The organism is Methylobacterium sp. JK268 (assembly GCF_054052225.1).
The window spans coordinates 85,322-98,617 of the sequence record NZ_JBSVZN010000025.1; the positions used below are offsets into that span (position 1 = coordinate 85,322).

At 69.9% G+C, this 13,296-nt stretch carries 12 protein-coding genes; 8 read left to right on the plus strand and 4 right to left on the minus strand.

All coding sequences use genetic code 11. From position 1 onward, the window contains the following. Positions 1–289: 289 nt before the first annotated feature. The 5 genes from ACW9J6_RS23445 (at position 290) to ACW9J6_RS23465 (ending at position 5,551) form a co-directional block, all read left to right on the plus strand. Positions 290–2,773 carry a hypothetical protein gene (locus ACW9J6_RS23445; protein ID WP_457118931.1) on the plus strand — a complete coding sequence of 828 codons (2,484 nt, stop codon included), beginning with the start codon at positions 290–292 and terminating at the stop codon, positions 2,771–2,773. Between the two features lie 318 nt (positions 2,774–3,091). Next, positions 3,092–3,823: a LuxR family transcriptional regulator gene (locus ACW9J6_RS23450; protein WP_457118932.1), complete on the plus strand. Its 732-nt coding sequence runs from the start codon at positions 3,092–3,094 to the stop codon at positions 3,821–3,823. Between the two features lie 75 nt (positions 3,824–3,898). Next, positions 3,899–4,537, plus strand: coding sequence for an acyl-homoserine-lactone synthase (locus tag ACW9J6_RS23455; protein ID WP_457118933.1), 639 nt, complete (start codon positions 3,899–3,901; stop codon positions 4,535–4,537). A 106-nt stretch (positions 4,538–4,643) separates the two neighbouring features. Further along, complete coding sequence (locus ACW9J6_RS23460; protein ID WP_457118934.1) at positions 4,644–5,345, plus strand: glutathione binding-like protein; 702 nt, start codon at positions 4,644–4,646, stop codon at positions 5,343–5,345. Positions 5,346–5,356: 11 nt separating this feature from the next. Next, positions 5,357–5,551 (plus strand): hypothetical protein, encoded by a 195-nt coding sequence (locus ACW9J6_RS23465; RefSeq protein WP_457118935.1) that lies wholly within the window; start codon positions 5,357–5,359, stop codon positions 5,549–5,551. A 9-nt stretch (positions 5,552–5,560) separates the two neighbouring features. Here the strand turns inward: ACW9J6_RS23465 and ACW9J6_RS23470 are convergent, their stop codons facing one another. Genes ACW9J6_RS23470 through ACW9J6_RS23480 form a run of 3 tightly spaced genes read right to left on the minus strand, consistent with a single transcriptional unit; the run spans position 5,561 to position 8,660 of the window. Further along, complete coding sequence (locus ACW9J6_RS23470; RefSeq protein ID WP_457118936.1) at positions 5,561–6,538, minus strand: NAD-dependent epimerase/dehydratase family protein; 978 nt, start codon at positions 6,536–6,538, stop codon at positions 5,561–5,563. Positions 6,539–6,597: 59 nt separating this feature from the next. Continuing rightward, positions 6,598–7,080, minus strand: a complete 483-nt coding sequence (locus ACW9J6_RS23475; RefSeq protein WP_457118990.1) for an N-acetyltransferase family protein — start codon at positions 7,078–7,080, stop codon at positions 6,598–6,600. After that, the gene (locus tag ACW9J6_RS23480) at positions 7,053–8,660 is read right to left on the minus strand and encodes a glucan biosynthesis protein (protein ID WP_457118937.1); all 1,608 of its coding nucleotides are present in this window, start codon (positions 8,658–8,660) and stop codon (positions 7,053–7,055) included. Before ACW9J6_RS23480 ends, ACW9J6_RS23475 begins: the two co-directional genes overlap by 28 nt. Before the next feature lie 690 nt (positions 8,661–9,350). Between ACW9J6_RS23480 and ACW9J6_RS23485 the strand changes: the two genes are divergently transcribed. Further along, a complete protein-coding gene (locus tag ACW9J6_RS23485; RefSeq protein WP_457118938.1) occupies positions 9,351–10,517 on the plus strand; it encodes a type III PLP-dependent enzyme in 1,167 nt (388 codons plus the stop codon). Positions 10,518–10,694: 177 nt separating this feature from the next. Beyond that, entirely contained in the window at positions 10,695–11,258 is a 564-nt protein-coding gene (locus ACW9J6_RS23490; RefSeq protein ID WP_457118939.1) for a GNAT family N-acetyltransferase, read from the plus strand. A 78-nt stretch (positions 11,259–11,336) separates the two neighbouring features. On the opposite strand, the gene ACW9J6_RS23495 is transcribed toward ACW9J6_RS23490, so the two are convergent. After that, complete coding sequence (locus ACW9J6_RS23495) at positions 11,337–11,549, minus strand: hypothetical protein (RefSeq protein ID WP_457118940.1); 213 nt, start codon at positions 11,547–11,549, stop codon at positions 11,337–11,339. Between the two features lie 254 nt (positions 11,550–11,803). On the opposite strand from ACW9J6_RS23495, the gene ACW9J6_RS23500 reads away from it, so the two are divergent. Then, a complete protein-coding gene (locus tag ACW9J6_RS23500; RefSeq protein WP_457118941.1) occupies positions 11,804–13,237 on the plus strand; it encodes a homospermidine synthase in 1,434 nt (477 codons plus the stop codon). Positions 13,238–13,296: the final 59 nt, after the last annotated feature.

Consider the following 13,296-nt stretch of genomic DNA (forward strand, 5'->3'; position numbering starts at 1 on the left):
GGCCGCGGTCCCGCGCCGACCGGGCCCGGACCATCGCCGAAGGATCCGGGGGTTGCCCCGCGCGACCGAGAGCGCGGCCCGGGAGCAGCGGGACGGCGCACCCGGCGGAGGCGCCCGCCCGCTCAACCATTCCCTCGCGGATGATCCGAAACCTCACCGCCGGCCGTCCCCGTTAACGGTTCGTTTTCCTCGCGCGAAGATTCGCCGGCCCGACGCACTCTAAGAAAGAATTCCTTTCCTTGGGGAGCGTTCCCTACGGACGACACTTTGCCCGTTCGGACGACCCGCGATGGCAACTTACTACGTTGATGGGTCTTCCTCCGCCGCGAGCGACGGGAACAGCGGGCTCTCGGCCGACGCGCCCCTGGCCAGCCTGGCGGCCGTCGCGAGACTCCGGCTGCAGCCCGGCGACACCGTGGCGTTCAAGGCCGGGACCACCTACACCGCCGATGCCCCGGGGACCGGCGCCCTCGTCATCTCCGCCCGGGGCACCGAGGCCGCCCCCATCACCTTCACCCGCTACGGCTCCGGTCCGGCTCCGGTCATCCGCAACGCCGCCGGCGGCTACTCCGACGGCATCCTCCTCGACGGCGCACGGTCCATCGTGATCGACGGCCTCGCGATCGCGCAGGCCGCTCAGGCGGGCGTGAACGTCAAGGCCAGTTCCAGCCGCGTTACGATCAGGAACGTCGAGGCCACGAACGTGGGCGAGGGCGTTCTGCTGAACGGCACCGACAACCTGGTCACGCACAGCTACTTCCACGACCTGAACATGGTCAAGAACACCGCGAACGTGCCCGATGACGATTATGGCGCGGTCGGTGTGGTCATCGGCAACAGCCGCAACGAGGTCTCTTACACGCGCATCGTCAATGCGCGGGCCAGAAGCTACGATTACGGATACGATGGCGGCGCTATCGAGCTGTTCGGCACCATGTCGGACATCAGCATCCACGACAATTGGGCCGAGAATAATGTCGGATTCCTGGAAGCCGGCGGGATATCAAGCTCACTGAGCAACATCTCAATCAGCAACAATGTCAGCTTGAACAGCGGCGATTTCCTCGTCATCCACAACGGTGGTGGGAATTTCGCGAGTACATTCTCCAACATGGATGTCGGCCACAACACGATCGCCAATCAGAACAATACCGCTTCCGCGATGGCGAACGTATTCATGGACAACACGTACAGACGGGGGAGTCTGAATTTCCACGACAATGCAGTCTATCTCAACGACGGCGATTCATTTTTTAAGCAAAATGGTGACTATCATACGAACAATGTTTTCTATCGACTGTCGAGCGCGACTCATCTGTACAACAATTGGAGCATGGCGCTCAATCCGGGCGAGCGCTGGGCGACGCTGTCGACGCAGCCCGGGTCGTCGCTCGTCGCGGCGATCGCCGCGCAATCGGGTGGCGCCGGCGCGACCCTGACCAGCGCGGACCAAGTGGGCCTCGCCCCGTCCGGGACCGTCTGGCCGAGCGGGATCCGCGGCTCCGCACCGCTCGACGATTTCGGGCTGGCGCAGGGCTGGCAGGGCGCGAACACCCCTCGCCAGCTCAGGGACCTCGACGGCAACGGCAGCGCCGACTACGTGGCGTTCGGGACCGGCGCCACCTTCGTCGCCTCCGGTATCCCCGGTTCCGCGGGCCGGACGGGAGCGAGCTTCGCCAGTCCGGCGGCGGTGATCCAGGATTTCGGCATCGACCAGGGCTACACGGCCGAGGCCCAGCGCGGCGCCGCCGTGACCGGAGCCGGGGTCGCCGCCAGCATCTACGGCCAGGGCGATGCCGGCGTGTACTGGTACAGCGCGACCGGCCGGACGGCTCAGGGCGATGCCGCCGGCGGCGCCACCGCCACGCCGACCTACGACAGCGCCCCGCACTTCTACGCGAACTTCGGCACCCAGCAGGGCTGGACCCCGCACAACGGCTTCCAGATCCTCAAGACCAGCACCAGCGACGCCTACGCCTCCATCCTGGGCTTCGGCAACGACGGCATCGTAGTCGGCGGCCAGGCCTTCGCCCCGGGCGCCGACGCCTCCCAGGCCACCGTGCTGCCGGCGAGCGTCGGCAACAATGCCGGCTGGGACCAACTCACGGACGTGCGCACCTTCCTCGACAGCGACGGGAACATCGTCGACCTCAACCACGACGGCGTCGCCGACTTCATCGGCATGGGCCCGCAGGGCACCGTCTTCGCCTACGGCCAGGAGGATCCCTCCAGCCACCAGTACACGCTGGGCCCGGTCCAGACCGCCACCTTCGGCGGCAGCACCGACCTCGGCCGGGCGCAGGGCTGGACCGACCAGAATACTCAGCGGCTCGTCGTGCACGACGCGGTGACGGGCACCGACGACATCCTGGCCTTCGGGGCGGCGGGCGTGTTCGTGGCCGAGGGGCAGGACCCGGCGAGCCACGGCGGGCAGCCCTTCGGGGCGCTGCACCTCGCCATCGCGGATTTCGGCACGAACCAGGGCTGGTCGAACGCGCTGACGCCGCGGCTGGTGGGGGACGTGAACGGGGACGGGACGCCCGACATCGTGGGGTTCGGGGCCTCGTCGACCTTCGTGGCGCTGGGCTCGCGGGACGCTTCCGGTCACCTGAGCTTCACGATGGACCCGACGAAGACGATCGGGGATTTCGGCTACCAGGAGGGCTGGGACCCGGCCACGACGGTGCGGGCGCTGGCGGACGTGGACGGGTCGGGACGCGACAGCCTGGTGCTGAGCGGCTACGCCGGCACCCAGGTCTGGCACTTCACCTGAGCGTTCGGCCCTCGCGAGGGAACGGGCCGGTCCAGCGGGACGATCGTTCCGGGCCGCGGCGGGACGGCGCCTCGGAGAGCGATCCGGCCCCGATCGGCCGCCGCCGGCGGACCGTCCCAGTGCCGGACGCGATCTCGGGGCCGCAAGGACGCCAGCAACCCAGCATGGAAAAATGGATTATCAATATACATGAAAGAGACTGTCGCAACAACTGGAGGTGGAATTTCTCAGCATCTGTTGTAAGTTGCACGTCTTACTTGTATTTTCGAACTTTTCACCCTATCGTGACGGCCTCCCGAACACAGCGAGACCGTTTTCATGTCTGAGCTGGAAGGTTGCTTTTTCAAGGTGATCGAGCTCATCGAGAAGACGGACGCCGCCGGCATTTCTGAGCTTCTGAATAAAATCTGCGTGATTTATAATCTGAAGAGCGCCGCATATTTTGGGCTTAATGCCGTCAACGCAACGACCAGCGATCCCTGCCTGTTCGTGACCTATTCTCAAGAGTGGATCGAGCATTATCGTTCGAAGAAGTATTTTGCGATAGATCCGGTCCTCAGAGCAGGATTTTCTTCTTTGCTGCCGGTCAACTGGAACGAGCTCGACACGACGGGGAGCCGCGTCAAGCGGTTCTTTGGGGAAGCGGCGGAGTTCGGGGTCGGGAGGAACGGCCTGACCTTCCCGGTCCGGGGCCGCGCCGGCGAGCGCGCGCTGTTCACGATCACCAGCAACGCCAGCCCGGCCGAGTGGAGCCGCGACGCCCCCCACCTGATCCGCGACTTCCAGACCATCGCCTACTACATCCACAACATCGCGACGCGGTCGCACCGGCCGCAACCTCCGCCGATCAACCTGTCCCCGCGCGAACTGGACTGCCTGCGGTGGAAGGCCTGCGGCAAGACCGATTGGGAGACGGCCAAGATCCTCGGCATCTCGGAGAAGACCGTCCGCTTCTACATCGACCTGGCCCGCGTGAAGCTCAATGCCGCCAACGTGACGCACGCGGTCGCGAAAGCCCTCCACCACAACCTGATCCTGATCCCGTCGTAAACCCGGCGTTTCCACCGGGTACGCGCCACATTAGCATCGGAATAATTTGCCACCGGTTAACCGGAGGCAAATCGCATGCTTCACATCGTCGAAACCGCCAACCTCTCCGATTACAAGAAGCTCATCGACGACATGTTCGTGCTGCGCGCCCGCGTATTTCACGAAAGATTAAAGTGGGATGTCAAGGTCGAGAACGGCCGCGAGCGCGACATCTTCGACGATTGCGATCCGCTCTACATCATGTCGGTGAATCCGTGGACGGGTGCGCTCGAAGGATCGGTGCGGCTGCTGCCGACGACCGGGCCCAACATGCTGCGCGACGTATTCCCGGTGCTCCTGCCGGACGGCCTGATCGTCGAGAGCCCGAACATCTGGGAGAGTTCGCGCTTCTGCATGGATCCAGACCTCGCCACCGACGCGGGGGCCCGCATCCACCGGGTGACGACGGAACTGCTCTGCGGGCTGGTCGAGGTCGGCCAGCGGGCCGGGCTCAGCCACATCGTCTCCGTCTACGACGCCCGCATGGCGCGGATCTTCCGCGCCGCCAGCTGCCCGGCCGAGACGCTCGGCCCGCCGGTCCGGATCGGCCGCGTCATGACCTATGCGGGCCTGTTCGAGATCTCGCAGGAGCTCTGGAGCAGCATCGCCGCGACGAGCGGCATCGTCGGCCCCCTCCTCGCCGAAGCGGCGCCCTTCCGCGCCTCGGCGGCCTGACGCAAGGGCAGCGCACGGGCCCGTCCGGCCGCCCGCGGCTTGATCTCGGCCGCGGGCCGCCCCACCTCCGCGGCGTCGCCTCAGGCGCGCCTGCTCGGAGCCCACGATGATCGACCTCTATTACTGGACCACGCCGAACGGTCACAAGGTGACGATGTTCCTGGAGGAGGCCGGGCTCCCCTACACCATCCACCCGGTCAACATCGGCAAGGGCGAGCAGTTTCAGCCCGACTTCCTGAAGATCGCGCCCAACAACCGCATCCCGGCGATCGTCGATCGGGAGCCGGCGGGCGGCGGCGCGCCGGTCTCGCTGTTCGAGTCGGGCGCGATCCTCCTCTACCTCGCCGAGAAGACCGGGCGCTTCGTCCCGGCCGACCTGCGCGGCCGGGCCGAGGTGCTGCAGTGGCTGTTCTGGCAGATGGGCGGCCTCGGCCCGATGGCCGGCCAGAACCACCACTTCGTCCAGTACGCGCCCGAGCAGATCCCCTACGCGATCAACCGCTACGTGAACGAGACCAACCGGCTCTACGGCGTGCTCGACCGGCGCCTCGCCGACCGGGAGTTCGTGGCCGGGCCGGATTACAGCATCGCCGACATGGCGATCTATCCGTGGATCGTGCCCCACGAGCGCCAGCGCCAGAACCTCGGCGACCACCCGCACCTGAAGCGCTGGTTCGCGGCCATCGCGGAGCGTCCCGGCACCAAGGCCGCCTACGCCCGGGCCGCGGAGATCAACCAGCAGCCGACGATGTCCGAGGAGGCCAAGAAGGTCATGTTCGGCCAGACGGCCGCGAACACCGCGCGCTGACGGCGCGGCGCATGGCGGACCGGCCGACCACCTGGCGCACGCCCCTGCGGCTCGCCCTGACGGCCGGCCCGCCCCTCGTCGGGATCGTCCTGATCGGGCAGGCGGTCGTGGCCTCGATCGGTGGCGACATCCGCCGCTGGGAATTCGCCCTCGGCGCGGTCTGCCTCGTGCTGACCGTCGCGGGGCGCCTCGTGCCGCGCGAGTGACCGGGGCCGTCAGCCCGGCGCCCCGCAGCCCGCGCCGGCCGAGGCCCAGGGCGAGGCGTAGGACGGATCGTGCGCGACGGGCGGGTTCCGGCCCTCGCGCAGGGCGGCCAGGATCGCCGCGAAATCGGTGCGGCAGCGGAAGCCGAGATCCCGCTCCGCGCGGGCCGAATCGTAGACGCGCCCGATCCGGGCCGGCAGCCGCCAGCCCCGCGCCGCGTAGAGGGCGGGCGCGTCCGGGAAGAGCCGCGCCACCGCGCGGGCGGCATCCGTCCCGATCTCGGCCGCGTCCTCCCGGCGGAAGGGCGTCGGCGCGCTGATCACGTAGAGCCCGAAGCCGAGCCCCGGGGCGCGGTCGAGGGCCGCGAGATGCGCCTGCGCGGCGTCCTCGACGGTGAGGCGCCGGTTCAGGAACTCGTTGGCCTTGAGGTTCGGGCCCGGGAGCGCCCGGTCGCTGTCGTCCTCCTCCGGAAAGAAGCGGCCGGTGCGCAGCACCACGCAGGCGAGCCCGCGCTCGCGGGCGTAGAGGCGGCACAGCCCCTCGGCCGCGAGCTTGGTGACGCCGTAGATGTTGCGGGGTTCGAGCGGGCCGCTCTCCTCGTCGAGCCAGAGGGCGGCCCGGTGCGTCTCCGCCCGGATCGCCTCCGAGATCATCAGCGAGGTGGTCGAGGTGAAGACGAAGCGGTCGTGGCCGGCCGCCGCCGCGGCCTCGAGCAGGGTCAGGGTCCCGGTCACGTTGACGTCGACGAAGGCCTGCGGCGGGACGCGGGCGATGTCCGGCTTGTGCAGGCCGCCCGCGTGGACGATCGCGTCGATTCCCGCGCGCGCCAGCGTCCGCGCGACCAGGGCGCGGTCGCAGACCGAACCGACCACCGCGGTCTCGCGGCCGGGCGCCACGTCGAGGCCGGTGACCGCGTGGCCCGCCGCGCGCAGGCGCGGGGCGAGCGTGCGCCCGAGCCAGCCGGAGGAGCCGGTGGGGAGGATGCGCATGGTTCGCCCCGACCCTGTCCCGCTGGCTCGACCCGGGGCGACGTTATGTCATCCCCGGGTCACGGGGCCAGCGGCTTCTCGTAGCGCCAGGCGGTGGTGCCATCCTCGTAATAGTCGGGCACGGTCTCGAACCGGGTGTAGCCCGCCCGCTCGTAGAGCCGGATGCCCGGCCCGTTATCCTCCCGCACCTCGAGCCGCAGCCGCGTGCAGCCGTGCCGGCGCGCCTCGGCCTCGGCCGCGTCGAGCAGGACGCGCCCGAGCCCGGTCCCGGCGCGGGCCGGCGACACCGCGATGGAACTCAGCCGCGCCCGCCGGCTGGTGCGCCGCCGCTCCAGGGTCGCGGCCCCGACCAGCACCTCGCGGTCGAGGGCGACGAGGAGCGACATGGTCGGCGACGCGATGGCGTGGCGGATCGCCCGCCGCTCGGCGCGGTCGCTCGCGAAGGCGGCTTTCTCCAGGGCGACGAGGGCGTCGAGATCCGCCCGCACGGCCGGGCGGATCGTGACGGGCGCGGTCACGCCGCGTTCCACGGATAGGTCCAGGTCTCCGAGAGCGTGCGCCCCTTCGCCCGCAGGAAGGCCCGCAGGTCCGTCGACTGGCCCGGATGGTCGAGCCGCACGTCGAGCGCCGCCCGGAAGCCCTTCACGTGCAGGTTCGGGACGAGCGAGGTCGCCACGATCCGACCCTGCGTGGTCGAGGGCACGATCTCCACCGCCTTCGGCTCCGCGAGCCAGTAGGCGAGATCGCCGCCGGAGAAGTCGATGAGGAAGCGGCGCGCCAGGGGGTCCGGCGCCTCGGCGGGCGCCCCGCTCGCGGCGGACCTCGCCACGTAGGTGTTCACCACCCGGGCGCCGGGATGCAGCCCCTCGCTCTCGCCGAGCGACCGCAGCAGGTAGGAGAGTTCGATCGCCTGGCCCGCCGCGAGCGGCTGACGCGGCTGCCAGTAGGCGACGACGTTGTCGTGGGTCTCGTTGCTCGTGGGGAGTTCGACGAGGCGCACGCTCCCCTCCCCCCAGGCCCCCTGCGGCTCGACCCAGTAGCTCGGGCGGCGGTGGTAGAAGGCCTCCAGGTCCTGGTAGTTCTCGAACACCCGGTCGCGCTGCATCAGGCCGAAGCCCTTCGGGTCGCGGTCCTGGAAGGAGGAGATCCAGCGCTCCTGCGGGTTGCGCAGCGGCCGCCAGATCCATTCGCCGCTCCCCGACTGCATCAGGAGCCCGTCGGAATCGTGCAGTTCCGGCCGGTAATCGTCCGAGTGGTGGCGGTCGTTTTCCCCGACGAAGTACATCGAGGTCAGCGGCGCGAGCCCGATCCCGGCCACCTCCCGGCGCGGATGCAGCGAGACGCGCACGTCCACCACCGTCTCCTCGCCCGGATAGACCAGGAACTGGTAGGCGCCCGTGCAGGCGGCGCTGTCGAGGAGCCCGTAGATCACCGCCCGGTCGGCGTGCTTGGGGGGCAGTTCGATCCAGAACTCGCGGAAGAACGGGAACTCCTCGGGCCCGCCCTCCGCCTCCACGTTGACGGCGAGGCCCCGGGCCGAGAGGCCGTAGAGCTGATCGCGGCCGAGGAAGCGGAAGTAGCTGGCGCCGAGGAACGCGATCAGTTCGTCGAACACGGTCGGCTTGTTGAGGGGATAGTGCAGGCGGAAGCCCGCGAAGCCGAGGTTGAGCGGCAGCGGCCCGTCGAGCTTGGTGCGGCCGAAATCGAACTGGCCGGTCTGGTAGGGAATCGGCGTCGGCACGCCGTCGCGCACCACGTTCACGGTGACGGGCCGCTTGAACAGGAAGCCGAGGTGGAAGAGCTGAAGCCGGAACGGACCGCCCTGATCGCCGAGCAGGGCCTTGTCGGGCTTGAAGCGGATGTCGCGCCACGCGTCGTAGTCGAGCCCGGCGAGAGGACCCGGCAGGGCGGGCAGGCCGGCCTCGAAGGGCGCCCCCGCGAGATCGCGGGCGCGGCGGACCACGTCGTCGAAGCGGAACGGCGTCGGCCCGGAGGGCGGCGCGGCGGGCAGCGCGCTCGGCCCCGGCTGGGTCGGCCCGACCTGGGCGCGGGCCGCGGGCGGGAGCGCGGCCCCGGCGAGCAGGCCCGCCAGCAGCGCGCGGCGCGATGGGTCGATCGTCATGTCGGTGGTCTGCTCCCCTCGGCGAGCCCCCCGGCGGGAGCTCGGCGAGGGCGTGAATGACCGGTTCGCGGCCCCTTGAGAAGGGGTGCGGTGCCGGAACCGCCCCGCCGCGCCGCCGGTCCCGTGGCAGATCCGCCACCCCACGGATTTTCTGCGGAAAATCGCGATTTCACCCTTGCCGTGGGGGGCCGCCCTCCGTATCTACCGCCTTGCCCAATTTCGCACGTGCCTGTGGCCGCGTGCCGGTTGGTGGGCATCCGGACAAGAGGCCGGACAGCCGCCAGGGGTCTTAAAGGATCGATGGTCGAAAGGGTGGATCCCTCCGGCCGGCATCCAGGTGGCGACACCGGACCCCGACAACAACCGGCAGCCGGAGGCGAAACCGGCGAACCCCGCTCTCCACGGGGGACGCAGCTTAAAGCAACGACGAACGGGCTTTTTTGGTCTCGTCGGCCCTCCAAAGGTCGACACCGAAGAGGCTTGTTTCTCCTTGCCCCATGTGCGGATCGGGTCATCCCGCTCCAATCCAAGGCAGCTTCCGGGTGCTCTGCGCCCGCGACGCACGGCGTGTCTCCACAGCCCGCCCGCGTCGCGTCGCACCGCCCCCTGACGCCGGACGGCTTCGCGCCGTCTGATCTTCACATCGGGTTCCCGCGCGGGGCCCCCTTGAGCCTTTGGTGGGGGATGATCATGACCGATCGCATCCGCGATTTCCTGCGCGCTCGCCGTGACCTGGGCCGTGACGAGGGTCCGGTGATGGTCCTCGACCTCGATGTCGTGCGCGACAACTACGAGGCCTTCGCCCGCGCGCTGCCCGACACCCGCGTGTTCTACGCCGTCAAGGCGAACCCGGCGCCGGAGGTGCTGGGCCTGCTCGCGTCGCTGGGATCCTGCTTCGACACCGCCTCGGTGGTGGAGATCCAGATGGCGCTCGCCGCCGGCGCCACCGCGGACCGCATCTCCTTCGGCAACACGATCAAGAAGGAGCGCTGCATCACCCGCGCGCTCGCCCTCGGCGTGCGCCTCTTCGCGGTCGACTGCCAGGTCGAGGTGGAGAAGATCGCCCGCGCGGCCGAGGCCGCCGGCGTGGCCGCGCAGGACGTGCAGGTGTTCTGCCGCATCCTCTGCGACGGCGCGGGCGCCGAGTGGCCGCTCTCGCGCAAGTTCGGCTGCGTGCCCGAGATGGCGGTCGACGTGCTGGAGCACGCCCACCGCCAGGGCCTGCGCGCCTACGGCGTGTCCTTCCACGTCGGCTCGCAGCAGGGCAACACCGAGGCCTGGGACGGGGCGCTGGCCTCGGCGGCGATGATCTTCCGCGAATGCGCGGAGCGGGGCATCGGCCTGTCGATGGTGAACCTCGGCGGCGGCTTCCCGACCAAGTACCTCAAGGAGGTGCCGGGCGTGGAATCCTACGGCGGCGCGATCTTCCGGGCGCTCACCAAGCACTTCGGCAACCGCATGCCGGAGACGATCATCGAGCCGGGCCGCGGCATGGTCGGCAACGCCGGGATCATCGAGGCGGAGGTCGTCCTCGTCTCGAAGAAGTCCGACGCCGCCGACGAGGTGCGCTGGGTCTACCTGGATATCGGCAAGTTCGGCGGCCTCGCCGAGACGATGGACGAGTCGATCCGCTACCGCATCGTCACCGAGCACGACGAGGACCGCACGGTCCCCTGCGTGCTCGCCGGCCCGACCTGCGACTCGGCCGACGTGCTCTACGAGAAGACCCCCTACCCGCTGCCCGTGTCGCTCTCCATCGGCGACAAGGTGCTGATCGAGGGAGCCGGGGCCTACACCACCACCTACGCGGCGGTGGCGTTCAACGGCTTCCCGCCGCTGGCCTCCTACGTGATCTGATCGATCGCGTGCGGCGGCGCCGCGGCGCCGCCCCCACTCGCGCCGGCCCCCTCCCCCGACGGAGGCGGGCCGGCCGCGTCCTGCACCCCACCCCGGTCCCGGACGGCCCGCGGGCGCCAAGGCGCGCCGCGGGTGCGAGGGCTGTTCTCTCCCTTCGAGTTTCGGGAGGCTACGGCCGTGATTCAGATCCGCATCGAGCGCGCCACCGACATCGCCGCCCGCGAGCGGCTCCTCGACACCTGCTTCGGCGAGGCCCGCTTCGCCAAGACCTGCGAGCGCCTGCGCGAGAACCGCCTGCCGGCCGAGGGCCTCGCCCTGGTGGCCGAGCTGGACGGCCGCCTCGTGGGCAGCGTGCGCCTGTGGAACGTGGCCGCCGGCCCGCGCCGCCCGGCCCTGATGCTCGGCCCGATTGCGGTCGATCCCGGCCTGCAGGGCCTCGGCGTCGGGGGCACGCTGATGCGCGACGCGCTCGCCCGGGCAACGGCGCTCGGCCACCGCGCCGTGATCCTGGTCGGGGACGCGCCCTACTACGCCCGCTTCGGCTTCACCCCCGAGGCGGTGGGCGCCCTCTGGCTGCCGGGCCCCTACGCCCGCGAGCGCTTCCTCGGGCTGGAACTGGTCCCGGGGGCGCTGGCGGGAGCGGCCGGCCTCGTCCAGGCCACCGGCCGGCCCGTGCCGGTGCCGGACCTCGCCGCTTTGGTGGCGGCCGAGGCCGCGCGGCCGATGGCGCTGGCGGCGTGAGCCGTCACCCGCGCCGACACGCAAAAACCCCCTCGCCTGTTCGGGGAGGGGGTTGAAGCGTCTCGGACCGCGCGTGGATCAGCAGAAGAACTGCCCGATCTGACGCTCGAGATCGTCGGTCACCCGGCCGCCGCGGGCCTCGATGAAGCTGCCGATCGCCTCGTCGCGCCGGCGCAGGCGCTCGGCATGGACGGCGTGGACGATCCGGGTGACGAGGGAGAAGAAGCCGGACTCGGCCTCGGACTCGGTGGGGATGCGGGAGGGAAGAGCGTGGCTCAGTACCGCGAGCATGGGAAACTCCTGAAAGAGCTGTGCGCGCGGGCGTTTCCGTTTGTCTTGTTGCAACGCAATATGGGGCTTCCCGCAGCGCACACCTAGCGGCTCGGCCGCAGCGGAGCCATGCGGCGCGGTCATGACGCCGGCAAGGCTCCCTTAACTCCCGGCCGGCGGTTGACCCTTCGGCACGAAGCCGCCAATCACCCCGTCGCCGGCCCGTCACCGAGTTCGGCTAACCACCCGCCCTCACGAGAACGGAGGCAATCCCCATGACCGACTGGCCCGTCCATGGCCACATCAGCGGCCCCATCGTGATGATCGGCTTCGGATCGATCGGCCGGGGCACCCTGCCCCTGATCGAGCGCCACTTCACCTACGACAAGACGCGCTTCACGGTCGTGGAACCCTCCGACGCGCACCGCGCGCTCGCCGAGAAGCACGGGCTGCGCTTCGAGCAGGTGGCGCTCACCGCCGAGAATTACCGCGACGTGCTCACGCCCCTTCTCACCGAGGGCGGCGGCCAGGGCTTCTGCGTGAACCTGTCGGTCGACACCTCCTCGCGCGACATCCTGGAGCTCTGCCGCGAACTCGGCGCGCTCTACATCGACACCGTGGCCGAGCCCTGGGCCGGCTTCTACTTCGACAAGTCGAAGAGCCAGGCCGACCGCACCAACTACGCCCTGCGCGAGAACATCCTGGCGGCGCGCCGCGCCGCGCCGGGCGGGCCGACCGCGGTGTCCTGCTGCGGCGCCAATCCCGGCATGGTGTCGTGGTTCGTCAAGCAGGCGCTCCTCAACATCGCCAAGGACACCGGCTCGACCACGCCGGAGCCGAAGACCCGCGAGGAATGGGCCGCGCTGATGCGCGAGCTCGGCGTCAAGGGCGTCCACATCGCGGAGCGCGACACCCAGCGCGCCAAGCACCCCAAGCCCATGGGCGTGTTCGTCAACACCTGGTCCGTCGAGGGCTTCGTGTCGGAGGGCAACCAGCCGGCGGAACTCGGCTGGGGCACACACGAGACCTGGATGCCGGAGAACGCCCGCGAGCAGGAGAAGGGCTCGCGCTGCGCGATCTACCTGCTGCAGCCGGGCGCCGACACCCGCGTGCGCACCTGGGTGCCGACCGCCCAGGCGCAGTTCGGCTTCCTCGTCACCCACAACGAGGCGATCTCGATCGCCGACTACTACACGGTGCGCGAGAACGGCGAGCCGGTCTACCGGCCGACCTGCCACTACGCCTACCACCCGGCCAACGACGCGGTGCTGTCGCTGCACGAGATGTGGGGCAAGGCCGGACAGGTCCAGGAGAAGCACCACATCCTCGACGAGAACGAGATCGTCGACGGCATCGACGAGCTCGGCGTGCTCCTCTACGGCCACGCGAAGAACGCCTACTGGTTCGGCTCGCAGCTCTCCATCGAGGAGACGCGGCGCATCGCCCCCTACCAGAACGCCACCGGCCTGCAGGTGACCTCGGCCGTGCTCGCCGGCATGGTCTGGGCGCTGGAGAACCCGCAGGCCGGCATCGTCGAGGCCGACGAGGTCGATTTCCGCCGCTGCCTGGAGGTCCAGAGGCCGTATCTCGGCCCCGTGGTCGGGATCTACACGGACTGGACGCCGCTCTCCGACCGTCCCGGACTCTTCCCCGAGGACATCGACGAGAGCGATCCCTGGCAGTTCCGCAACGTGCTGGTGCACGGCTGAGCGGCGGGGCGCGGCGCCCAGAAGCGGCGCCGCGCCCAATCTTCGCGCATCGTCGCAGG

What these genes read in the sequence shown, in the direction of transcription:
- ACW9J6_RS23445 (WP_457118931.1), top strand. Translation starts at nt 290, where the DNA reads ATGGCAACTTACTACGTTGATGGGTCTTCCTCCGCCGCGAGCGACGGG.
- ACW9J6_RS23450 (WP_457118932.1), top strand. Translation starts at nt 3,092, where the DNA reads ATGTCTGAGCTGGAAGGTTGCTTTTTCAAGGTGATCGAGCTCATCGAG.
- ACW9J6_RS23455 (WP_457118933.1), top strand. Translation starts at nt 3,899, where the DNA reads ATGCTTCACATCGTCGAAACCGCCAACCTCTCCGATTACAAGAAGCTC.
- ACW9J6_RS23460 (WP_457118934.1), top strand. Translation starts at nt 4,644, where the DNA reads ATGATCGACCTCTATTACTGGACCACGCCGAACGGTCACAAGGTGACG.
- ACW9J6_RS23465 (WP_457118935.1), top strand. Translation starts at nt 5,357, where the DNA reads ATGGCGGACCGGCCGACCACCTGGCGCACGCCCCTGCGGCTCGCCCTG.
- ACW9J6_RS23470 (WP_457118936.1), bottom strand. Translation starts at nt 6,538, where the DNA reads ATGCGCATCCTCCCCACCGGCTCCTCCGGCTGGCTCGGGCGCACGCTC.
- ACW9J6_RS23480 (WP_457118937.1), bottom strand. Translation starts at nt 8,660, where the DNA reads ATGACGATCGACCCATCGCGCCGCGCGCTGCTGGCGGGCCTGCTCGCC.
- ACW9J6_RS23485 (WP_457118938.1), top strand. Translation starts at nt 9,351, where the DNA reads ATGACCGATCGCATCCGCGATTTCCTGCGCGCTCGCCGTGACCTGGGC.
- ACW9J6_RS23495 (WP_457118940.1), bottom strand. Translation starts at nt 11,549, where the DNA reads ATGCTCGCGGTACTGAGCCACGCTCTTCCCTCCCGCATCCCCACCGAG.
- ACW9J6_RS23500 (WP_457118941.1), top strand. Translation starts at nt 11,804, where the DNA reads ATGACCGACTGGCCCGTCCATGGCCACATCAGCGGCCCCATCGTGATG.